The sequence below is a fragment of the Nocardioides halotolerans DSM 19273 genome (assembly GCF_000422805.1).
In the GTDB taxonomy this organism is placed as follows: Bacteria; Actinomycetota; Actinomycetes; order Propionibacteriales; family Nocardioidaceae; genus Nocardioides; species Nocardioides halotolerans.
In genome coordinates this window covers 299,552-319,640 of sequence record NZ_KE383923.1, presented here as the reverse complement: position 1 = coordinate 319,640, position 20,089 = coordinate 299,552, and the positions used below count along the sequence as shown (strand labels likewise).

The window sequence follows — 20,089 nt, the reverse complement described above, 5'->3', positions numbered from 1 at the left end:
CGGCGTCCCCTAAAGTGGCCGTCCATGGGTCGATACGACGGACGCGTTGCGGTCATCACGGGCGCCGCCCAGGGCATCGGTTTCGGGACCGCCACCCGGTTCGCCGAGGAGGGGGCGTCGGTCGCGATCGTCGACCTCGACGAGGCCTCCGCGGCGGCGGCGGCCGAGCGGCTCCCGCTGCAGGGTGACGCGAAGGCGATCGGCGTCGGCGCCGACGTCAGCAGCACCGAGGCCGCCGAGGCCGCCATCGCGCGGGTCGTCGAGGAGCTCGGCGGGATCCACGTGCTGGTCAACAACGCCGGCATCACCCGCGACAACCTGCTCTTCAAGATGACCGACGAGGACTGGGACCTCGTCATCGGCGTGCACCTGCGGGGCGCCTTCGTCATGACGCGGGCCGCGCAGAAGCACTTCGTCGAGCAGAAGTACGGCAAGATCCTCAACCTCTCGAGCGTCAGCGCGCTCGGCAACCGCGGCCAGGCCAACTACTCCGCGGCCAAGATGGGGATCCAGGGCTTCACCCGCACCCTGGGGATCGAGCTCGGCCCGTTCGGCATCAACGCCAACGCGATCGCCCCCGGGTTCATCGCCACCGAGATGACCGACGCGACCGCGCGCCGGCTCAAGATGGAGCCCGAGGAGCTGCGCCGCCTCAACGCCGAGGCCAACCCCGTCCGGCGGGTGGGCGAGCCCGCCGACATCGCCGCCGCGGCGGCGTTCCTCTGCAGCGACGAGGCCTCCTACATCACCGGCCAGACCCTCTACGTCGACGGCGGGGCCAAGCTGGGCTGATCCAGACCGGTCGGCGCGCCCGCTGGGGAACCACGGCGCGCCTACCGACGTCCGGGTCAGGGTGGGCGCACCATCGAAGTCCACCAGTTCAGTAGAGAACCCGCGTGACCAGACACTTCCCCACGATCGGAGTACGCACGTGCGAGCTCGCACCGTGATCGCCGGCCGGGCGCGCACCGGCGCCGTGGCCCTTCTCGCAACCTCCCTCCTGCTCGCCGGCTGCGGCAGCGACGACGGCACGGACGACCCGGCGGCGAGCGGCCCCGAGGCGCAGAACGTCGCGGCCGCCGCCCAGCTGAAGGCGACCTGGCCGCTCACCGGGCTGCCGGTCAGCGGTGACGACGAGGCCGCCCAGAAGCACCCGGTGATGGTGCTCAAGATGGACAACACTGCGGCGAGTGCTCCGCAGGTGGGTCTCGGCTCGGCCGACCTGGTGGTCGAGGAGCTGGTCGAGGGCGGCATGACCCGGCTCGCCGCGTTCTACTACTCGCGGATCCCGGGCGACGTGGGTCCGGTGCGCTCGATGCGCGCCAGCGACATCGGGATCGTCTCGCCGGTGCACGCCACGGTCGTCACCTCGGGCGCGGCGCAGGTGACGATCAACCGCATCGAGGGCGCCGACATCCCGTGGTTCACCGAGGGCGACAAGGGCTTCTACCGCGACTCGGGCCGGCACGCGCCGTACAACCTGTTCACCGACATGTCCGAGACCGCGACGCTGGTCGACCAGGACGGCGCGGCGCGCCCCGACGACTACCTGCCGTGGGGCGACGACAAGGACTTCCCGCAGGGGCAGCCGGCGCGCACGGTCGCGGCGTCGTTCTCGGGCGGGCACACGACGAACTGGACGTTCGAGGACGGCACCTACGTCAACGAGAACACCTATGCCGGCGCCGGTGACGAGTTCCCGGCCGACACGGTGCTCGTGCTGCGGGTGCGGGTCGGCGACGCCGGCTACCGCGACCCCGCGGGCAACCCGGTGCCGGAGACGCAGTTCACCGGCCAGGGGCAGGCGCTGATCTTCCACGACGGCCGGCTGGTCCGCGGCCAGTGGACCAAGGAGTCGCTCGGCGCCCCGCTGGAGCTCTCCACCCCGGCGGGGGAGCTGAGCGTGCCCGCCGGGCACACCTGGATCGAGCTGGTGCCGCAGGACGGCGGCAGCGTGCGGTTCGGGAAGTAGCCCGACTCACTCGTCGTCGGTGACCAGGGTGTCGGGCAGCTCGACGCCCGACTCGGCCAGCGAGCGGAACCCCGCGATGATGAACCCGATCGCGGCCTCCACCCGGTCGGCTGCCTCCTCCGGGTCGTCGGACGTGGCGACCGACTCGCCGGCCGACGACATGGCGCCGAAGAAGATCCGAGCGAAGGTTTGCAGCATCGCCTCGTCGAGCTCCCACGAGCCCGCGCCGAGCACCGAGCGGACGATGTCGAGCACGGTGGCGAACGTCGAGCGCTCCTCCTGCTCGCGGAAGCGCTCGTAGCCCAGCACGGCCGGGCCCTCCTGGATCACGATCCGGCGGTATTGGGGCTCCTGGACGACGCCGAGGAACGCGCGCAGCCCGGCCCGCGCCTTCTCCCACGGGTCGCGCCGGCCCCTGAGCGCCTTGTTGATGGTCTTGGAGGCGTCGGTCTCGACCCGCTCGAAGACGGCCTCGAACAGGGCCTGCTTGCCGCTGAAATGGTGGTAGAGCGCGCCCTTGGTCACCCGGGCGCCCGCGACGATCGCGTCGAGGGAGGTGTTGGCGTAACCGTGCTCGGTGAACAGGCCCTCCGCGACCTCGACGAGCGCGCGCTTGGTCGACGCGGAGTACTGCTGGCGCCGGCTGGCGCCTGGCACCACGGGCATCAGGCGGCTGACCGACTTGGGCATCCCGGCAGTGTAGGAACCGACCGGCGGTATGGCGAGGACTCCGCCGTCCCGGCGGTGGGGTGGCCAGCATCACGGACCGGCCGCTCGCATACCGTCGGTACGGTCCCGTACTCTGGGTACGTACTCACGGTATGTGAGTCCCGTCGGCCCGATCGGGCCGGCCGAACCCAGAGAGGACCTGCCCATGACCTGGACGTCCTTCCACCGTCGTGGAGACGTGCTGCGCGCCGTCATCGCCGCGGCGGACCAGCGCCGTGACGGCGCGCTCCCCAGCGACGTCGACGGCGTCGCCGAGACCTTCGCCGACGACCTCGACCTGCTCGCCGCCCTCCAGCTGAAGTGGCACACCCGCCTCGCCGGCCGGATCGAGCGCGAGCAGCTGCACCAGCCCCTCGACCTCCGCGACTCCGTGGTCCGCGCCTGGCAGCTGACCGCTGACGAGCTGCCGGGCATCTGCGCGATCCTCGACGAGGCGCGCCGGCACCCCGCCGACGAGGCCACCCGCGAGGTGGTCCGCAAGGCCGTCGCGAAGGAGCACGTGCTCCTCGCGGTGATGGCCGGGCGGGCCAGCGCCCAGGACGACCGCGCCGCGGCCGCCGGTGCGCGCATCGAGGACGAGGCCCTGGCGACCCGGGCGCCGTACCCCCTCGACGGGGCCGGCGACGGCGTCCAGCGACCGAGCCTGCTCGTGCGGCTCAAGGCGGCACTGGCCGCCTGACCCCGACGTGGCGACCCCGACCCCGGCACCCTCTCCCTCCCTCCCCGTGCCGGGCGTCGGGGTCGTCCCCTTGTTGCATGATGGGTTCATGGTCGACGGCCCCGACGTCCGCGCCGGGATGCTGCTGGTCGCCACACCCGAGCTGCTCGACCCCAACTTCGCCGACTCGGTGGTGCTGATCCTCGACGTCGACGACAACGGCGCCCTCGGCGTCGTCCTGAACCGTCCCTCCGGCGTCCCGGTCGCAGACGTGCTGGAGACCTGGGGCGAGATCGCGTCCGAGCCGGAGGTGCTCTTCCGCGGCGGGCCGGTCAGCACCGAGGGCGCCCTGGGCGTCGCGCTGCTGCGCGACGGCGACGACGTACCGGTCGGCTTCCGGGAGGTCGACGGCCTGCTCGGGCTGGTCGACCTCGACACCCCGGTCGAGCTCGTGACCGGCTCGCTGGCCGGCATGCGCATCTTCGCGGGCTACGCCGGCTGGGGCGCCGACCAGCTCGCGGCCGAGATCGACGAGGGCAGCTGGTACGTCGTGCCGGGCGACCCGGTCGACGTGTTCCGCATGGATCCGGGGGAGCTCTGGCGCGACGTGCTGCGCCGCCAGCCCGGCGAGCTCGCCTGGCACTCGACGCGGCCCGTCGATCCCGAGCTGAACTGAGAGCGGTGGCAGTGCCACCAGCGGGGGATGCGTCGGACTCGCCCGCTGGCTCGTAGAGTTGGGAGCGTGAGCACCACCGGTTTCGGGACCCAGACCGCCGTCGACACCGACGTCCGTCACGAGGACCGGACCGTCCCCACCGACGCGGGCGACCACGAGCGGTTCTCCCACTTCGTCGACAAGGACAAGCTCACCGAGGCGATGGTGATGGGCACGCCGGTGGTGGCCCTCTGCGGCAAGGTGTGGGTGCCGAGCCGTGCGCCGGAGAAGTTCCCGGTCTGCCCGGAGTGCAAAGAGGTCTGGGAGTCCCTCAACGAGGGCGACTCGCCCGACTCGGGTCCCACCGAGTGACCCGCGGCGACGACGCCGCGCCCCTCGCGCCCGGACTCGGTCCGGCGTGGCCGGAGCGCGCGGCCTGGGGCACGGCGACGCCGCTGCGCACGTGGCAGACGGCCGCGATGACGGCGTACTTCGACCGGCTCCCGCGTGACTTCCTGGCGGTCGCCACGCCCGGCGCGGGCAAGACGACGTTCGCGCTGTCGGTCGCGGCCGAGCTGCTCGGCCGCCGGCTCGTCGACCGCATCACGATCGTGGCGCCGACCGAGCACCTCAAGCTGCAGTGGGCGGAGGCGGCCGGCCGGGCCGGCATCCCGATCGACCCGGCGTACGCCGCAGGCAAGGGCAAGACCTCGCAGGACTACCTCGGCATCGCGGTCACCTACGCCGGGGTCGCGGTCAACCCGCTGGCGCTCCGCATCCGCACCGAGCGGTTCAAGACGCTGGTGATCCTCGACGAGGTGCACCACGCGGGCGATGCGCTCTCGTGGGGCGAGGGGGTGCGCGAGGCGTTCGAGCCCGCCCACCGGCGCCTGGCGCTGACCGGCACGCCGTTCCGCTCCGACGTCAACCCGATCCCGTTCGTGACCTACGCACCGGGCGACGACGGCGTCCCGAGGTCGGTGGCCGACTACACCTACGGCTACGCCGAGGCGCTCGCCGACCGGGTCGTGCGGCCGGTGATGTTCATGGCCTACTCCGGCGAGCTCCAGTGGCGCACCCGCGCCGGTGACGAGATCGCAGCCCGGCTCGGCGAGCCGCTCACCAAGGACCTCACCGCGCAGGCGCTGCGCACCGCGCTCGACCCCGACGGCGCGTGGATCCCGTCGGTGCTGTCCGCGGCCGACAAGCGTCTCTCGGAGGTACGCCGCCACGTCCCCGACGCGGGCGGGCTGGTCATCGCGACCGACCAGGACTCCGCGCGCGCCTACGCCAGGACGCTGAAGGCGGTGTCGGGCGAGGCGCCGACCGTCGTGCTCTCCGACGAGAAGCAGGCGTCGAAGAAGATCGCCGCGTTCTCCGAGGGCGAGGGCCGCTGGATGGTGGCCGTGCGGATGGTGTCGGAGGGGGTCGACGTACCCCGCCTCGCCGTCGGCGTGTACGCCACCACCACCTCGACGCCTCTCTTCTTCGCGCAGGCGGTGGGCCGGTTCGTCCGCGCCCGGGGCCGCGGCGAGTCGGCCTCGGTGTTCCTGCCGTCGGTGCCCAACCTGCTCACGTACGCCGCGGAGCTCGAGGTCGCCCGCGACCACGTGCTCGGCCGCCGGATCACCGACGAGGGCGACCTCTTCGCGGCCGAGGACGACCTGCTCGTCCAGGCGCAGGCCGGAGAGGCGGCGTCCTCCGAGCTGGGAAGCCTGCCCTTCGAGGCGCTCGGCTCGCAGGCGCACTTCGACCGCGTGCTCTTCGACGGCGCCGAGTTCGGCCACGAGGGCGAGGTGCACGTCGGCTCCGAGGAGGAGATGGACTTCCTCGGCATCCCCGGCCTGCTCGAGCCCGACCAGATGCGCCAGCTGCTCGCCCAGCGGCAGAGCGACCGCCGGGCCAAGCGACCGGCTCGCCCGGATCCTGAAGTGCCCGAGCTCACGACCCACGAGCAGCTCGCCGTGCTGCGCCGCGAGCTCAACGGTCTCGTCGCCGCCTGGCACCACCGCACCGGCCAGCCCCACGGCGTCACCCACGCAGCCCTCCGCAAGGAGTGCGGCGGCCCTGCGGCGGCGGTCGCCAGCGCCGAGATGCTCCGCAAGCGCATCGACCGCCTGCGCGACTGGGCCAGCAAGGCGGGATAGTCCCTGACGTTCGGGCCCCAGTTGTGGAGGAACAGGGGCCCGAACGTCAGGGACTACCCCACCACGGCGGCCAGGGGCAGCACCCGGTAGGGCACCTGGGTGGCGAGCGCGATCACGGTCGAGGAGCGGACGATCGCGGGGTTGGCGAGCACGAGGTCGATCACGCGCTGCAGGTCGGTGTTGGAGCGGGCGACGACGCGGGCCATCAGGTCGCCGGCGCCGGTGATCGTGTGCGCCTCGAGCACCTCGGGGATCTCGGCGAGGTGGGCACCCACGGTGTCGTGGCCGCCGCCGGTGCGCTCGTCCTGGCGGATCTCGAGGGTGAGGAACGCCGTCACCGGGTAGCCCAGAGCAGCGGGCGACAGGTCCGGGCCCCACGACGTGATCACGCCCGACGAGGTGAGCTTGTCGAGCCGGGCCTGGACGGTGCCGCGGGCCACGCCGAGGCGCCGCGACGCCTCGAGCACGCCGATGCGCGGGTCGGTCGCGAAGAGATCGATCAATCTGCGATCGAGATCGTCCATCAGCGGCTCCGAACTGAACAAGTTGCACAGCGTGTCGTCGTACTGTTGCACACTTTGACCTGACCCGTGAGGGTTGAGGCCATGAGCGAGTCGACCCTCACCGCCCTGACCAGCGAGGAAGTCCAGGCCGGACTCTCCCTCGAGCAGCTCAAGCAGCTCGTCGGCCTGGTCGAGTACGACGCCACCAACGACCCGTTCCCGGTCGTCGCCCAGGACGCCGTGTGCTTCGTGGTCGGCAACGCCACCCAGGCCGCGGGCTTCTACCAGCTCGCGATGGGCATGGAGCTCGAGGCCTACCGCGGTCCGGAGACCGGCCACCGCGACTCGAAGTCCTACGTCCTGCGCAGCGGCAGCGCGCGGTTCGTCTTCACCGGCGGCGTCACCCCCGACAGCCCGGTGCTCGACCACCACCGCCGGCACGGCGACGGCGTCGTCGACCTCGCCATCGAGGTGACCGACGTCGACAAGTGCATCGAGCACGCCCGCTCGACGGGCGCCACCGTCCTGGTCGAGCCGCACGACGAGACCGACGAGCACGGCACCGTCCGGATCGCCGCGATCGCGACGTACGGCGAGACCCGCCACACCCTGGTCGACCGCAGCCGCTACACCGGCCCCTACCTGCCCGGCTACGTCGCCCGGCGGTCGACCGTCGTCCGGCGCGAGGGACACCCCAAGCGGCTCTTCCAGGCGATCGACCACTGCGTCGGCAACGTCGAGCTCGGCCGGATGGACGAGTGGGTGGAGTTCTACAACAAGGTCCTCGGCTTCACGAACATGGCGGAGTTCGTCGGCGACGACATCGCCACCGACTACTCCGCCCTCATGAGCAAGGTCGTCGCCAGCGGCAACCACCGGGTGAAGTTCCCGCTCAACGAGCCGGCCATCGCGAAGAAGAAGTCGCAGATCGACGAGTACCTCGAGTTCTACGACGGCGCCGGCTGCCAGCACATCGCGCTCGCGACCAACGACATCCTGCGCAGCGTCGACCTCCTGCGCGACAACGGCATCGAGTTCCTCGACACGCCCGACTCCTACTACGACGACCCGGAGCTGCGCGCCCGGATCGGCGAGGTGCGGGTCCCGATCGAGGAGCTGAAGAAGCGCAAGATCCTCGTCGACCGCGACGAGGACGGCTACCTGCTGCAGATCTTCACCAAGCCGATGGGCGACCGGCCGACGGTGTTCTACGAGTTCATCGAGCGGCACGGCTCGCTGGGCTTCGGCAAGGGCAACTTCAAGGCCCTCTTCGAGGCCATCGAGCGCGAGCAGGACGCCCGCGGCAACCTCTAGTGTCGGGCCACTAACCTTCCCGGGTGACCTCACCGCCCGGCTGGCACCCCGACCCCGTCCCGCCGCAGCCCGGTCAGCCGGCGCAGCTGCGCTACTGGGACGGCACGCGCTGGACCGAGCACGTCGCCCCGGCGCAGCAGCCCGCCTACCCGAGCTACCCGGCCTACCCGGCCGCCGGCGCGGCGTACGACGGCCGGCCGACCACGCCGGACGGCGTACCGCTGGCCGGGTGGTGGTGGCGGGTGCTGGCGCTGGTGATCGACGGCCTCCTCCTCGGCATGGTCTCGGCGGTCCTCGCGTTCCCGTGGGCCCGTGACGTCTACGACAGCTACCGCGACGTCTTCGACGAGGCTTTCAACGGCGACAGCGCGAGCCTCGACTCGAGCGAGCTGCAGGGCGACATCGCGGTCCCGCTGGCGATCATCACGCTGATCAACGTCGCGGTCGGCTTCGTCTACAACGTCGGCTTCCTGATGTGGAAGCAGGCCACGCCGGGCAAGCTGCTCCTCGGGCTGCGGGTGCGCCTGCGCGAGCGGCCGGGACCGATGACCCTCGGCACGGTGCTGCTGCGCTGGGCCGGGCAGTACGGCGTGGGGCTGCTGGGCCTGCTGCCGGTGGCCGGCTGCCTGACCTTCGTCTACACCGTCCTCGACTACCTCTGGCCGCTGTGGGACGACCACAACCAGGCGATCCACGACAAGATCGCGAAGACCAACGTCGTGCGGATCCGCTGAGGTCATGGCGACCTACATCGGCTTCCTGCGGGCGATCAACCTTGGCCGCAACCGGAAGTTCCCCAAGGACTCGATCATCAAGGCGGTCGAGGCGGCCGGCTTCACCGACGTCGCGACGTACATCAACACCGGCAACGTCCGCTTCGACACCACGCTGCGCTCCCGGGCGAAGATCGAGGCCGCCCTGGAGGAGGCCTTCGAGGTCGAGGCGGGGTTCGCGGTGCCGACCATCGTGTTCACCCAGAAGGAGCTGCGCGAGATCGCGGAGCACGCCGCGCGCCTCGGGCACGGCGGCAAGCACTACGTGTCGCTGTGCAAGGACGCCCCGACCGCCGCGGCCATCAAGCAGCTCGAGGACACCAGCACCACCGACGAGGTGGCCAAGGTCGGCGGCCGCGCCGTGCACCTGCTGCTCGGTGACAACTACCACGAGGCGAAGCTCACCAACGCGGCCGTCGAGAAGCACCTCGGGGTGGCGACCAACCGCAACCTCACGGTGATCCGGGCGCTGGCCGAGAAGTGGTGCTGAGGCTCAGGTGACCGCGCCGGCGTGGTCGACGCGCTGGAGGTCGCGCACCGACCGCGAGCCCAGCGTGGCCACGCAGATCACGGCGTAGGCCACGCCGCAGACCAGCAGCACCTCGCGCACGCCGAACGCCGCACCCAGCGGCCCGACGGCCAGCTGCCCGACGGGGATGGCGACGAAGGAGCCGAGGGCGTCGTAGGAGTAGGCGCGCGAGAGCATCTCGTCGGGCACGTGCTCCTGCATCGCCAGGCTCCAGCCCAGGCTGAAGACCTCGATGCCGGCACCCCCGACGAAGGTCGCCACCATCACCGCAACCAGGCTCGGGTGGAGGCCGAGCACGAGCATCGGCACGCCGTAGAGCGCGCAGCCGAGCATCCCCCAGAGCAGCGGCCGCTGCAGGGGGACGCGGAGCATCACCACGGTGGTGAGCAGCAGGCCGACCGCGCCGGCCGACAGGATCAGTCCCCACCCGGCCTCGCCGATGTCGGTGGTCACCGCCATCACCGGACCGAGGGTGTTGAAGCCGCTGTGCAGCGCGTTGAGGACGCCGAAGGCGAGCACCACCGCCCACAGCCACGTGGTCGAGCGGAAGTAGGCCCAGCCCTCGCGGAGGTCCTCGACCATGCTCGCCCGGTCGGCGCGGGGGAGCGGCGGCGGGATCTTGACCATGAGGAGCAGGGCGGCGGCCGCCAGGTAGGTGAGGCCGTCGACCGCGACCGCCCACCCGGCACCCACGGTCACCACGAGCACGCCGCCGATCGCCGGGCCGATGACGTTGAGGACGCCGCGCCGCATCGAGTTGAGGACGTTGGCCGCCTGCAGCTGCTCGCGGGGCACGAGCTGCGGCAGCACGCTGGCCAGCGCCGGGAAGCCGATCGCCGACGAGGCCCCGTTGACCGCGCTGAGGGCGGCGAGCACCCACAGCTGTGCCTCGCCGCTGATGACGAGACCCGCGATCACGAGCTGGGTGACCCCGGAGATGACGTTGGAGAGCTGGATCGTCGCGGTCCGGCCGAAGCGGTCGGCGATGACGCCGCCGGCCAGCAGAAGGAGGACCTCCGGGATGGTGTGCGCGGCGAGCACGATGCCGAGCGCGGACGGCGAGCGGCTGACCTCGAGGACCGCGAACGCCAGCGCGATGCCGCCCATCGTCGAGCCGGCACCGTTGACGAGGGTGGAGAGGAAGTACGCGCGGAAGTTCGGCTCGCGCAGGGTCGCGAGGGCCTGCCCGCGCTGGCTCACGGCGGTCAGAGGCCCCGGAAGGCGGGCCGGCGCTGCTCGTTGAACGCGCGCATGCCCTCGGCGGCGTCGTCGGTGCGCAGCAGGACGGTCTGGCCGGTGCGCTCGCGCTCCAGCGCGCCCTCCAGCAGGTCGAGGGTGGCGGCGTTGACGGCCTTCTTGGTCGCGGCCTGGGCCAGCGGTGCTCCTCGGGCCAGCCGCCGGACCACCTGGTCGACGACCGCGCCGAACTCCTCGTCGGGCGCCACGTGGCTCACCAGGCCCGCGTCGTACGCCTCGCGCGCGGTGAGCGGCTCGCCGAGCAGCGCCATCCGCATCGCCCGCGCCCGGCCGATCGACGCGGCGACCGTCGCGGACGTACCGCCGTCGGGCATCAGCCCGATCCGGGCGAACGCGAGCAGGAACGACGCCGACTCGGCCGCGACGACGAGGTCGGCGGCGAGCGCGGTCGAGCAGCCGACGCCGGCGGCGACGCCGTTGACCGCGGCCACCACCGGCTTGGGACAGGCGACGACCGCCCGGATGATCCGGTTCGCCGCGTCGAGGGCGCGGACGTCGAACCGCTCGTGCGCGTCCGCGCCGGAGATGTCAGCGCCGGCGCTGAACGCGGGCCCGGTGCCGGTGACCACGACGACGCGGACCTCGTCGTTGCTGGCGGCGTCCTCCAGCCGCTCGGCGAGCGCGACCGACAGCTCGCCGCTGAACGCGTTGAGGACCTCCGGCCGGTCGAAGGTCAGCCAGAGCGCCCCGCCCTCGCGGGGCTCGACGACGAGGTCGTCAGTCTCCAGCAAGGCCGACGCCCGCCTCTCGCATCGCCGCCAGCGCGGCCTCGGTGGTCTCGGGAGCCACGCCCGCACACAGGTCGAGCAGCACCGTCGTCTCGAACCCCTCGCCCGCCGCGTCGAGCGCGGTCGCGCGCACGCAGTGGTCGGTGGCGATGCCGCAGATGTCGACGCGGGTGATCTCGTGGTCGCGCAGCCACTGCGCCAGCGGGCGCCCGTCGTGGGTGCCCTCGAACCCGGAGTAGGCCGCCTGGTGCTCGCCCTTGAGGAAGATCGCGTCGAAGGGCTGCGGGTCGAGGTTGGGGTGGAACGCCTCCCCCTCGGTGCCGACCCGGCAGTGCACCGGCCAGGAGTCCACGAAGTCGGGCTCCCGGGCCCAGTGGTCGCCTGGGTCGACGTGGTGGTCCTTGGTCGCGACGACGTGGTCGTACGCCGGGGCGGCCTCGCCGCCGGCCGCGCGCTCGTGCAGGAGCCGGGCGACGTCGGCCGCGACCTGGGCACCCCCGGCGACGGGCAGCGACCCGCCCTCGCAGAAGTCGTTCTGCACGTCGACGACGATGAGCGCGGTCTTCACGAGGTCAACCTAGTCGGCGCTTCCGGTCGCCGCCGCCAGGGTGGTTCGGAATTTCCTCGACTGTCGAGCAGTGTGCGAGGCCCTCAGCGATCGCCCTCGAACACCGTGGGGATGACGGGCTCGCCGCGCGACAGCTGCTGCGCGGCGGGCGGCAGCTCGGCCCGGCTCCGGGTGTGCCGGTCGCGCGCGGCCTCGAGCGGCTCGCGGCCGACGACCTCGCCGTCGCGCACGAGCGGCACGAGGAGCTCGCGGTCGTCGCCGTCGTTCTCGGCGGGGGTGCCGACGCCGACCACCTCGGCCTCGGCGACGCCCTCGCGGGTGAGCCGGCGCAGGGCGTACTTGCGACCGCCCACGGAGACCTTGTCGACGCTCTTCTTCGCGACCGACTGCAGCACGCCCTGGTCGTCCTCGCGGGCGACGAGCTTGTAGACGAACCCGGACGTCGGGTGCCCGCTGCCGGTCACGAGCTGGGTGCCGACGCCGTAGCCGTCGACCGGTGCCGAGGCGAGCGCGGCGATGGCGTACTCGTCGAGGTCGCTCGTCACGACGATCCGGGTGCCGGTCGCCCCGAGCGAGTCGAGCTGGGCGCGCACCTCCACGGCCAGCAGCCCGAGGTCGCCCGAGTCGAGGCGGACCGCGCCGAGCTCGGGCCCGGCCACGTCGACGGCGCTCCGGACCGCCTCGGCGACGTCGTAGGTGTCGACGAGCAGCGTCGTCCCGGTGCCGAGCGAGGTGACCTGCGCGCGGAAGGCGTCCTCCTCGGTGTCGTGCAGCAGCGTGAACGAGTGGGCGCTGGTGCCGGTGGTCGGGATGCCGTGACGCCGGCGCGCGGCGAGGTTGGAGGTGTTGGCGAAGCCGGCGATGTACGCCGCCCGGGCCGCGGCCACCGCGGCCTCCTCGTGGGTGCGCCGCGAGCCCATCTCGATGCACGGCCGGTCTCCGGCGGCGGCGGTCATCCGCGAGGCGGCCGAGGCGATCGCCGAGTCGTGGTTGTAGATCGAGAGCAGCACGGTCTCGAGCACCACCGCCTCCGCGAAGCTGGCCTCCACGATCAGCAGCGGCGAGTGGGCGAAGTAGGTCTCGCCCTCGGGGTAGCCCCAGACGTCGCCGCGGAAGCGGTAGTCGGCGAGCCAGGCCAGGGTCGGCGCGTCCACGACCCCGTCGAGCGCGGCGAGCTCCTCCTCGCCGAACCGGAAGGCCTCGATCGCGTCCAGCGCCCGGCCGACCCCGGCCACCACGCCGTAGCGCCGGCCCTCGGGCAACCGCCGCCCGAACAGCTCGAAGACCGACCGGCGCTCCGCCGTACCGCTCGCCAGCGCGGCCTGGAGCATGGTCAGCTCGTAGTGGTCTGTCAGCAGGGCTGTCGAGGGAGCCACGGACGAACCCTACGTGCGTGGCACCATGGGGGCGTGTCGACCGCCAGCCCCGTCGAGGTCGAACCGACCACCACCCCCGACGAGATCACCGTCCTGGCGGTGCCGTGGGTGACGATCGTCTGGAACGACCCGGTCAACCTGATGTCCTACGTGACCTACGTGTTCCAGAAGTACTTCGGATACGACAAGAAGAAGGCCGAGAAGCTGATGCTCGAGGTGCACGAGGACGGCAAGTCGGTCGTCAGCACCGGCAGCCGCGAGGAGATGGAGCGTGACGTGCAGGCCATGCACGAGTACGGCCTCTGGGCGACGCTGGACAAGCAGAGCTGATTCCTTGACCGGCTTCACGCGCCACCGCCGCAGCAAGCGCCTCATCGCCACCTTCACCGGCTTCGAGGCCGACCTGCTGCGCTCGCTCGCGGCCCAGCTCGTCGAGCTGCTGCGCAACGAGGCGGCCGTGCCCCGCGACGACGTCGACCCGCTCGAGGCGATGATGGACTTCTCGGGCCCGACGACCGAGCCCGACGACCCGGTGCTTGCGCGGCTGTTCCCCACGGCCTACCCCCACGACGAGGAGGGCGCCGCGGAGTTCCGCAGGTTCACCGAGGGGACGCTGCGCGACGGCAAGGCGCGGGCCGCGGTCACGATCATCGACGGGCTCGAGGAGGCCGGGCTGCCACCCGAGCTGACCGAGGAGGGCCTGATGATCGACGTCGAGCTCGACGAGCCGACGGCGGAGGTCTGGATGCGCTCGTTCACCGACCTGCGGCTCGCACTGGCGACCCGCCTCGAGGTGCAGGAGGGCGACGAGGGCTACTGGCACTCGCTCCCCGACGACGACCCCCGCGCCCAGGCCCACGACATCTACGAGTGGGTCGGCTACCTGCAGGAGACACTCGTCCAAGCTCTGGCCTGATACCCCCGCGAGCTTGCGCTGGCGCCGTCGCTCCCAACCCTCGGGCCGTGGGCCGGGACGCCGTGGTCAGCCCATACGCTGGACGGGTGCTGAGACTCGAGCAGGCGACGTACGACGCGATCGTCGCGCACGCCAAGCGGGACCACCCCGACGAGGCCTGCGGCATCGTCGCCGGCCCCGCCGGCAGCGACCGCGCCGAGCGGCTCGTCGAGATGGTCAACGCCGCCGGCAGCCCGACCTTCTACGAGTTCGACTCCAGCGACCTCCTGCAGCTCTACAAGGAGATGGACGCCAACGACGAGGAGCCGGTGGTGGTCTACCACTCCCACACGGCCACCGAGGCGTACCCCAGCCGCACCGACATCGGCCTCGCCATGGAGCCCGGCGCGCACTATGTGCTCGTCAGCACACGCGAGCACGGGAACAACGACGGCCCCGTGGAGTTCAGGAGTTATCGGATCATCGACGGCGAGGTGACCGAGGAAGAGGTCGACGTCGTCGCACACCTACCCGCGAGGAGCACCACCTGATGGCCATCGAGGTCCGGATCCCGACCATCCTGCGCACCTACACCGGCGGCGAGAAGTCGGTCGACGCCGAGGGCGCCAGCCTCGGCGCGCTCATCGACGACCTGGAGGCCAACCACCCCGGCATCAAGGAGCGCCTGATCGACGACGGCGACCTGCGCCGGTTCGTCAATGTCTACGTCAACGACGAGGACGTGCGCTTCCTCGGCGGGCTCGAGGCGACCCTGAGCGACGGCGACCAGGTCGTGGTGCTGCCGGCGGTCGCCGGCGGCTGAGCCGCATGACGCGCTACGACAACCTCCTCGCCTCGGTCGGCGGCACCCCGCTGGTCGGGCTGCCGAGGCTGTCGCCGAGCCCCGACGTACGCCTGTGGGCCAAGCTCGAGGACCGCAACCCGACCGGTTCGATCAAGGACCGCCCGGCGCTGCGCATGGTCGAGGAGGCCGAGAAGGAGGAGCTGCTGCGCCCCGGCTGCACGATCCTGGAGCCGACGTCGGGCAACACCGGCATCTCGCTCGCCATGGCCGCCAAGCTCAAGGGCTACCGCCTGGTCTGCGTGATGCCGGAGAACACCTCCGAGGAGCGTCGGCAGCTGCTGCGGATGTGGGGAGCCGAGATCATCACGTCCCCGGCCGCGGGCGGCTCCAACGAGGCCGTGCGGGTCGCCAAGCAGGTCGCCGAGGAGCACCCCGACTGGGTGATGCTCTACCAGTACGGCAACGAGGCGAACTCGCTCGCGCACCAGGAGGGCACCGGGCCGGAGATCCTGGCCGACCTGCCCGGCATCACCCACTTCGTCGGCGGTCTCGGCACCACGGGCACCCTGATGGGCGTCTCCCGCTTCTTCCGCGAGGCCAAGCCCGACGTGCGGGTGGTGGCCGCCGAGCCGAGGTACGGCGAGCTCGTCTACGGACTGCGCAACCTCGACGAGGGCTTCGTGCCCGAGCTCTACGACGCCGACCTCATCGACGCGCGCTTCTCGGTGGGCCCGCGCGACGCCGTACGCCGGGTGCGCGAGCTCCTCGAGCTCGAGGGCATCTTCGCGGGCATCTCGACCGGCGCGATCCTGCATGCCGCGCTGGCCCAGGCCGCCAAGGCGGTCAAGGCGGGGGAGAGCGCCGACATCGCGTTCATCGTGGCCGACGGCGGCTGGAAGTACCTCTCCACCGGCGCCTACGAGGGCACCATCGACGAGGCCGAGGACGCCCTCGAGGGCCAGCTCTGGGCGTGACTACCTCCGGATCTCCATCACCCGGTTGAACGGCGTCTCGGCGGCGCTGCGGAACCTCGTGAAGCCGGCCGCCTCGACGAGCTCGCGGATGCGGGCCGGCCCGGCCTGGGTGCCGAGGGCCAGCCCCACGTCCTGCGAGAGCGAGGCCGGCGTGCAGAGCAGCGTGGAGAAGCCGTAGTAGGTCCGGCCGACGGGGTTCAGGTTGTCCTCGACGCGGTCGCCGGCCATCGGCTCGACCACCATCCAGGTGCCGTCGTCGGCCAGCACCTCGTGCACGTGCCGGGCAGCGCCGAGCGGGTCGCCCATGTCGTGCAGCGCGTCGAAGGTGGTGACGAGGTCGTAGCCGGAGCCGCCGAAGCCGTCGGCGGGCGCCACCTCGAACGTCACCCGGTCGGAGACGCCGGCCTCGACCGCCCGCGCGCGGGCGACCTCGATCGACTCGGCGTGGTAGTCGGAGCCGTGGAACCTCGACGCGGGGAAGGCCTGCGCCATCAGCACCGTGGAGGCCCCGTGGCCGCAACCGACATCGGCCACGGAGGCGCCGGCGCGCAGCGCGTCGGCCGCGCCGACTGCCGGGAGCCACTCGTCGACGAGGTGCGCGTGGTAGCCGGGCCGGAAGAACCGCTCGCACCCGTGGTGCACGTCGCGGTTGTGCTCGTGCCAGCCGACGCCGGTGCCGCGACGGGCGGCGTCGGGGACCCGGCCGGCGCCCGCGACCGTGCCGACGGCGATCTGGAAGAGCCCCGGGAGGAAGGCCGGGCTCGACTCGTCGGTCAGTGCCACGGCGTGCTCGGCGGGCAGTGTGTAGCGCCCGGTGCCGGGGTCGTAGTCGACGATCGAGCCGGCGGCCTGGGCGTTGAGCCACTCGCGGGCGTAGTGGGCGTCGGTGCCGGTGGCGACCGCCAGCTCGGCGGCCGTCAGGGGGCCGCTGTCGGCGAGGGCGCGGTAGTAGCCGAGCTCGTCGCCGACGACGACCAGGGCGGCGTTGAGCGTGGCGCCGACCTCGTCGACGGCCCGGAAGACGAACGCCATCAAGCGGTCGCCGTCGATGGCCGGGCCGGTGTCGCCGGGGTGACCGCTGTCGGGGCTGGCGCCCGGGCTGGTGCCGGTGCTTGTGCCCGTGCTGGTGGTGGTCATGGCTGGTGCTCCTCTGGTGCGTTGCTGGCCCCGTGGGACGGCTGGACCGTAGGCTGGCCATGCCATCAGCAGCAATGCTGATAACTGAAGGATCATCAGTGGAGCTGATACATCACCTGCGCGGGGTCCGGGTGCTCTGCGCCCTCGACGCCTCTGGCTCCTTCACCGCCGCGGCCCGCGAGCTCGGGCTCACCCAGTCGGCGGTCAGCCAGCACGTCTCCGCTCTGGAGCGGCACCTCCAGCTCACGCTCGTCGACCGGGCCAGCCGGCCGACCGCGCTCACCGAGGCGGGTCACACCCTGGCCCGGCACGGCCGGCTGCTGCTCTCCCGGCTCGCGGACGCCGAGCACGAGCTCGCCGAGGTCACCGGCAGGCGGGCCGGGCGGCTCCGGTTGGGGAGCTTCCCGACCGCACTGGCGACGTTCGTGCCGCCGGCGCTGGCCCGCTTCCGCGACCAGCGGCCGGGGGTGCGGCTCTCGCTCGTCGACGACCACCTGCAGGCGCTCCTGCCCAGGCTGTACGACGGTGAGCTCGACGTCGCCCTCGTCTACGACGACCCGGCGCTCGCGCAGCATCCCGACGTCCGCCTCGACCAGGTGGTGCTCTTCGACGACCCGTTCCGCGTCGTGCTGCCCGAGCGGCACCGCCTCGCAGGCGGGAAGACGCCGCTCGACCTGACCGCCCTGCGGGGCGAGACGTGGATCGGCGGCCTGCCCGGCAGCACGTGGTTCAGCATCGTCCGGGCGGCGTGCCGCGGCGCGGGCTTCGAGCCTGACGTCGGCTTCGCCAGCGACGACTACCGCGGCGTGCAGGCGTTCGTGGCTGCCGGGCTGGGCGTGGCCGTGGTGCCCGGGCTGGCCGTCGCGGCCGCCCGGGTGCCAGGCACCAGCATCCGCCGGCTGCGCGCCGGCGGTCCGTCGCGACGGGTGCTCGCCGTCCGCCCGCCGGACGCCTACCCGACGCCCGCCAGCCTGCTGATGCTCGAGACCCTCGCGTCGGTCACGGCGTCGTTCCGGGTGCCAGCCCGGCGATGAGCTCGACCTGGCGCTCCTCGTCGGTGAGCGGCCAGACGTGCACGCGCTCGGCGCCGGCCTCGGCGTAGGCCGCGAGCAGCTCGGCGCACTGCTGGGCCGGGCCCACGCAGACCCGGCCGTGCAGCTCGCCGGGGTCCCGGCGCAGGGCCGGCGCCAGCACCTCCTCGACCATCCGTCGCTCCTCCTCGGCGTCCTCGGTGACCCAGGTCCACATCGACACGACCGCCGCGGGCAGCCCGCCCGGGAGCCTCTCCCGGGCAGCGGCGAAGGCCTGCGGGTCGGTGTTGTACGCCGAGGCGAGCCAGCCGTCCCCGAGCCGGGAGACCCGGTGGAGCCCCGCGGGGGAGCCCCAGCTGCCCAGCCACAGCGGGACTCCGCCGTCCCGCGCGGGTCTCGGGTCGAGTGGCACGGCCGGCCCCGGGTAGTGGCCCGACTCGGGTGAGGGTCCCCCGCGGAGCAGGTGCCGGAGCAGCACCACCGCGTCGTCGAGCCGTCGCCAGCGCTCGTCGAACGCGATGCCCACCTCCGCGTAGTCGGTGGGGGACGACCCCGCGCCGAGGCCCGCCACGACGCGTCCGCCGGAGAGCACGTCGAGACCGGCGAGCGTGCGTGCCAGCACCGCCGGGTGGCGGATGGTGGGCAGGGCCACCGACGTCACCAGCTCGAGGTCGCCACTGACCTCTGCCACCGCGGTCAGCGCGACGAGTCCGTCGAGCCACGGGCGGGCGAACACGAGGTGGTCGTTGGCCGACACCGAGCCGAATCCGGCCGCCCGCGCGGCGGCAGCCGCGCGGGTGAGCCGGCCGAGGGAGAGCCCCGAGCCGTCGAGGTCGACGTGCGGGAGGTGCAGGCCGAGGTGCATCCGTGCATTGTGGACCCGGCTATCGTCGCCGGCGATGAGACGCCTTCTGCTGGCCCTGGTGGTGGCCCTCACCGGTGTGGTCGCCCTGGCCACGCCGGCTCCCGCTGCTCCGGTCACGCCGCCGACGGTCACGGGGTCTGCCGTCTACGGCAGCACCCTCACCGCAGACCCGGGCGTGTGGTCGCCGCCGGTCGCCTCGTTCGGCTACCAGTGGCTGCGCGACGGCGTCCCCGTCGGCGGCGCGACCGCGCCGACGTACGTGCCGGGCCTCGACGACCTCGGGCACTCGCTCGCCGTGCAGGTGACCGCCGTCGACGGCTCCGGCGTCGCCACCTCGGCGCCGACCGCGCCCGTCGCCGAGGCGACCATGACCGCCAAGCGCCAGCGGATCCTGGGCGAGGCGAGGTACACGCACCGGCTCAAGGCGCGGCCGGGCCGCTTCTCCGCTCCTCACGCCACCGTGAGCTACCGCTGGCCCGGCGGCGGCACCGGGCGCACCTACGACGTCCGGCCCGAGGACGTCGGCAGCAGGGTCGTGCTGCGCGTCCACGCGGAGGCCCCTGGCTACCACCCGCTCACGGTGAAGGTCCGGAGCGCCGTCGTCCGGCACCGGGTCGACGTCCGCCGGACCGTGACCTACCACGTCGAGACCCGCGGCCGGATCACCACGAGTCGCGCGGAGTTCGAGAAGCTGGCCAAGGCGACCTACGACGACCCGCGCGGATGGCGCGGCGCCGGCATCCGGTTCCGGCCGGTGGCCAAGGGCGGCTCGTTCACGCTGGTGCTCGCGCAGGCCGGGCTCGTGCCGTCGTTCTCCTCGTCGTGCTCCTCGACGTGGAGCTGCCGGGTGGGCCGCTACGTGATCATCAACCAGGACCGCTGGAAGAACGCCTCGCCCGCCTGGAACGCCGCGCACCTGGCGCTGCGGAACTACCGGCACATGGTGGTCAACCACGAGACCGGCCACTGGCTGGGCCTGGGGCACGCCACCTGCCCGGGGCGAGGCCGGCTCGCGCCGGTGATGCAGCAGCAGTCGAAGGGGCTGCAGGGCTGCCGGTTCAACCCGTTCCCGACCACCCACGAGCTCGACAGCCGGACTCCGCGCGGACGTGCCATGGCGCACCTCCAGGCCCGCGGTTACAGTCCGGACGTCGAGTAGCCCGAACCGGCCAC

At 72.6% G+C, this 20,089-nt stretch carries 24 protein-coding genes; 16 read left to right on the top strand and 8 right to left on the bottom strand.

Annotated features, from left to right (window positions below):
• The first annotated feature begins 24 nt into the window (after positions 1–24).
• Both G514_RS0116315 and G514_RS0116310 read left to right on the top strand, forming a co-directional pair.
• Positions 25–792, top strand: a complete 768-nt coding sequence (locus G514_RS0116315) for an SDR family NAD(P)-dependent oxidoreductase (RefSeq protein WP_028652623.1) — start codon at positions 25–27, stop codon at positions 790–792.
• A gap of 139 nt (positions 793–931) precedes the next feature.
• Positions 932–1,972 carry a DUF3048 domain-containing protein gene (locus G514_RS0116310; protein WP_169576463.1) on the top strand — a complete coding sequence of 347 codons (1,041 nt, stop codon included), beginning with the start codon at positions 932–934 and terminating at the stop codon, positions 1,970–1,972.
• 6 nt (positions 1,973–1,978) lie between these two features.
• Here the strand turns inward: G514_RS0116310 and G514_RS27235 are convergent, their stop codons facing one another.
• Entirely contained in the window at positions 1,979–2,662 is a 684-nt protein-coding gene (locus tag G514_RS27235; protein WP_028652621.1) for a TetR/AcrR family transcriptional regulator, read from the bottom strand.
• Between the two features lie 184 nt (positions 2,663–2,846).
• On the opposite strand from G514_RS27235, the gene G514_RS0116300 reads away from it, so the two are divergent.
• The 4 genes from G514_RS0116300 to G514_RS27230 all read left to right on the top strand — a co-directional run bounded on the left by G514_RS0116300 (position 2,847) and on the right by G514_RS27230 (position 6,161).
• A complete protein-coding gene (locus G514_RS0116300) occupies positions 2,847–3,380 on the top strand; it encodes a hypothetical protein (RefSeq protein ID WP_028652620.1) in 534 nt (177 codons plus the stop codon).
• Between the two features lie 88 nt (positions 3,381–3,468).
• Entirely contained in the window at positions 3,469–4,035 is a 567-nt protein-coding gene (locus G514_RS0116295) for a YqgE/AlgH family protein (RefSeq protein ID WP_028652619.1), read from the top strand.
• A gap of 66 nt (positions 4,036–4,101) precedes the next feature.
• A complete protein-coding gene (locus tag G514_RS0116290; protein ID WP_028652618.1) occupies positions 4,102–4,386 on the top strand; it encodes a DUF3039 domain-containing protein in 285 nt (94 codons plus the stop codon).
• A gap of 107 nt (positions 4,387–4,493) precedes the next feature.
• Positions 4,494–6,161: a DEAD/DEAH box helicase gene (locus G514_RS27230; RefSeq protein WP_245582265.1), complete on the top strand. Its 1,668-nt coding sequence runs from the start codon at positions 4,494–4,496 to the stop codon at positions 6,159–6,161.
• Between the two features lie 53 nt (positions 6,162–6,214).
• On the opposite strand, the gene G514_RS0116280 is transcribed toward G514_RS27230, so the two are convergent.
• A complete protein-coding gene (locus G514_RS0116280) occupies positions 6,215–6,685 on the bottom strand; it encodes an Lrp/AsnC family transcriptional regulator (protein ID WP_028652617.1) in 471 nt (156 codons plus the stop codon).
• Positions 6,686–6,766: 81 nt separating this feature from the next.
• Between G514_RS0116280 and hppD the strand changes: the two genes are divergently transcribed.
• The 3 genes from hppD to G514_RS0116265 are packed head-to-tail and all read left to right on the top strand — an operon-like array spanning position 6,767 to position 9,241.
• Positions 6,767–7,978: a 4-hydroxyphenylpyruvate dioxygenase gene (hppD, locus tag G514_RS0116275; RefSeq protein ID WP_051247552.1), complete on the top strand. Its 1,212-nt coding sequence runs from the start codon at positions 6,767–6,769 to the stop codon at positions 7,976–7,978.
• A 23-nt stretch (positions 7,979–8,001) separates the two neighbouring features.
• Positions 8,002–8,712, top strand: a complete 711-nt coding sequence (locus G514_RS0116270) for an RDD family protein (protein WP_028652615.1) — start codon at positions 8,002–8,004, stop codon at positions 8,710–8,712.
• 4 nt (positions 8,713–8,716) lie between these two features.
• Entirely contained in the window at positions 8,717–9,241 is a 525-nt protein-coding gene (locus G514_RS0116265; RefSeq protein ID WP_028652614.1) for a DUF1697 domain-containing protein, read from the top strand.
• Between the two features lie 3 nt (positions 9,242–9,244).
• On the opposite strand, the gene G514_RS0116260 is transcribed toward G514_RS0116265, so the two are convergent.
• The 4 genes from G514_RS0116260 to G514_RS0116245 form a co-directional block, all read right to left on the bottom strand.
• Positions 9,245–10,480 carry an MFS transporter gene (locus G514_RS0116260; protein WP_028652613.1) on the bottom strand — a complete coding sequence of 412 codons (1,236 nt, stop codon included), beginning with the start codon at positions 10,478–10,480 and terminating at the stop codon, positions 9,245–9,247.
• A gap of 5 nt (positions 10,481–10,485) precedes the next feature.
• The gene (locus G514_RS31185; RefSeq protein WP_051247551.1) at positions 10,486–11,268 is read right to left on the bottom strand and encodes an enoyl-CoA hydratase-related protein; all 783 of its coding nucleotides are present in this window, start codon (positions 11,266–11,268) and stop codon (positions 10,486–10,488) included.
• The gene (locus G514_RS0116250) at positions 11,255–11,833 is read right to left on the bottom strand and encodes a nicotinamidase (RefSeq protein WP_028652611.1); all 579 of its coding nucleotides are present in this window, start codon (positions 11,831–11,833) and stop codon (positions 11,255–11,257) included. The genes G514_RS31185 and G514_RS0116250 overlap by 14 nt, the downstream gene beginning before the upstream one ends.
• Positions 11,834–11,916: 83 nt before the next feature.
• Positions 11,917–13,209: a nicotinate phosphoribosyltransferase gene (locus G514_RS0116245; protein WP_028652610.1), complete on the bottom strand. Its 1,293-nt coding sequence runs from the start codon at positions 13,207–13,209 to the stop codon at positions 11,917–11,919.
• 33 nt (positions 13,210–13,242) lie between these two features.
• Here G514_RS0116245 and clpS point away from each other — a divergent pair, with 33 nt between their 5' ends.
• From clpS to G514_RS0116220, 5 genes are all read left to right on the top strand, one after another.
• Positions 13,243–13,539 carry an ATP-dependent Clp protease adapter ClpS gene (clpS, locus tag G514_RS0116240; protein WP_028652609.1) on the top strand — a complete coding sequence of 99 codons (297 nt, stop codon included), beginning with the start codon at positions 13,243–13,245 and terminating at the stop codon, positions 13,537–13,539.
• Between the two features lie 4 nt (positions 13,540–13,543).
• Complete coding sequence (locus tag G514_RS0116235) at positions 13,544–14,125, top strand: DUF2017 domain-containing protein (RefSeq protein WP_028652608.1); 582 nt, start codon at positions 13,544–13,546, stop codon at positions 14,123–14,125.
• An 86-nt stretch (positions 14,126–14,211) separates the two neighbouring features.
• Entirely contained in the window at positions 14,212–14,655 is a 444-nt protein-coding gene (locus tag G514_RS0116230) for a M67 family metallopeptidase (protein WP_028652607.1), read from the top strand.
• Positions 14,655–14,927, top strand: coding sequence for a MoaD/ThiS family protein (locus tag G514_RS0116225; protein ID WP_028652606.1), 273 nt, complete (start codon positions 14,655–14,657; stop codon positions 14,925–14,927). Before G514_RS0116230 ends, G514_RS0116225 begins: the two co-directional genes overlap by 1 nt.
• Positions 14,928–14,932: 5 nt before the next feature.
• Positions 14,933–15,883 (top strand): PLP-dependent cysteine synthase family protein, encoded by a 951-nt coding sequence (locus G514_RS0116220; protein WP_028652605.1) that lies wholly within the window; start codon positions 14,933–14,935, stop codon positions 15,881–15,883.
• On the opposite strand, the gene G514_RS0116215 is transcribed toward G514_RS0116220, so the two are convergent.
• Positions 15,884–17,020 (bottom strand): class I SAM-dependent methyltransferase, encoded by a 1,137-nt coding sequence (locus tag G514_RS0116215; protein ID WP_084152160.1) that lies wholly within the window; start codon positions 17,018–17,020, stop codon positions 15,884–15,886.
• Between the two features lie 98 nt (positions 17,021–17,118).
• On the opposite strand from G514_RS0116215, the gene G514_RS0116210 reads away from it, so the two are divergent.
• Positions 17,119–18,054 carry a LysR family transcriptional regulator gene (locus tag G514_RS0116210; RefSeq protein ID WP_051247550.1) on the top strand — a complete coding sequence of 312 codons (936 nt, stop codon included), beginning with the start codon at positions 17,119–17,121 and terminating at the stop codon, positions 18,052–18,054.
• On the opposite strand, the gene G514_RS0116205 is transcribed toward G514_RS0116210, so the two are convergent.
• Complete coding sequence (locus tag G514_RS0116205) at positions 18,020–18,916, bottom strand: LLM class flavin-dependent oxidoreductase (protein ID WP_028652602.1); 897 nt, start codon at positions 18,914–18,916, stop codon at positions 18,020–18,022. The two genes, G514_RS0116210 and G514_RS0116205, sit on opposite strands and share 35 nt — an antisense overlap.
• A gap of 34 nt (positions 18,917–18,950) precedes the next feature.
• Between G514_RS0116205 and G514_RS29385 the strand changes: the two genes are divergently transcribed.
• Complete coding sequence (locus G514_RS29385; RefSeq protein WP_157544874.1) at positions 18,951–20,075, top strand: DUF3152 domain-containing protein; 1,125 nt, start codon at positions 18,951–18,953, stop codon at positions 20,073–20,075.
• The last annotated feature ends 14 nt before the right edge of the window (positions 20,076–20,089 follow it).

What these genes read in the sequence shown, in the direction of transcription:
- G514_RS0116315 (WP_028652623.1), top strand. Translation starts at nt 25, where the DNA reads ATGGGTCGATACGACGGACGCGTTGCGGTCATCACGGGCGCCGCCCAG.
- G514_RS0116215 (WP_084152160.1), bottom strand. Translation starts at nt 17,020, where the DNA reads ATGACCACCACCAGCACGGGCACAAGCACCGGCACCAGCCCGGGCGCC.
- G514_RS0116295 (WP_028652619.1), top strand. Translation starts at nt 3,469, where the DNA reads ATGGTCGACGGCCCCGACGTCCGCGCCGGGATGCTGCTGGTCGCCACA.
- G514_RS0116225 (WP_028652606.1), top strand. Translation starts at nt 14,655, where the DNA reads ATGGCCATCGAGGTCCGGATCCCGACCATCCTGCGCACCTACACCGGC.
- G514_RS0116220 (WP_028652605.1), top strand. Translation starts at nt 14,933, where the DNA reads ATGACGCGCTACGACAACCTCCTCGCCTCGGTCGGCGGCACCCCGCTG.
- G514_RS0116280 (WP_028652617.1), bottom strand. Translation starts at nt 6,685, where the DNA reads ATGGACGATCTCGATCGCAGATTGATCGATCTCTTCGCGACCGACCCG.
- G514_RS0116300 (WP_028652620.1), top strand. Translation starts at nt 2,847, where the DNA reads ATGACCTGGACGTCCTTCCACCGTCGTGGAGACGTGCTGCGCGCCGTC.
- G514_RS0116265 (WP_028652614.1), top strand. Translation starts at nt 8,717, where the DNA reads ATGGCGACCTACATCGGCTTCCTGCGGGCGATCAACCTTGGCCGCAAC.
- G514_RS29385 (WP_157544874.1), top strand. Translation starts at nt 18,951, where the DNA reads ATGAGACGCCTTCTGCTGGCCCTGGTGGTGGCCCTCACCGGTGTGGTC.
- G514_RS0116205 (WP_028652602.1), bottom strand. Translation starts at nt 18,916, where the DNA reads ATGCACCTCGGCCTGCACCTCCCGCACGTCGACCTCGACGGCTCGGGG.
- G514_RS27230 (WP_245582265.1), top strand. Translation starts at nt 4,494, where the DNA reads ATGACGGCGTACTTCGACCGGCTCCCGCGTGACTTCCTGGCGGTCGCC.
- hppD (WP_051247552.1), top strand. Translation starts at nt 6,767, where the DNA reads ATGAGCGAGTCGACCCTCACCGCCCTGACCAGCGAGGAAGTCCAGGCC.
- G514_RS27235 (WP_028652621.1), bottom strand. Translation starts at nt 2,662, where the DNA reads ATGCCCAAGTCGGTCAGCCGCCTGATGCCCGTGGTGCCAGGCGCCAGC.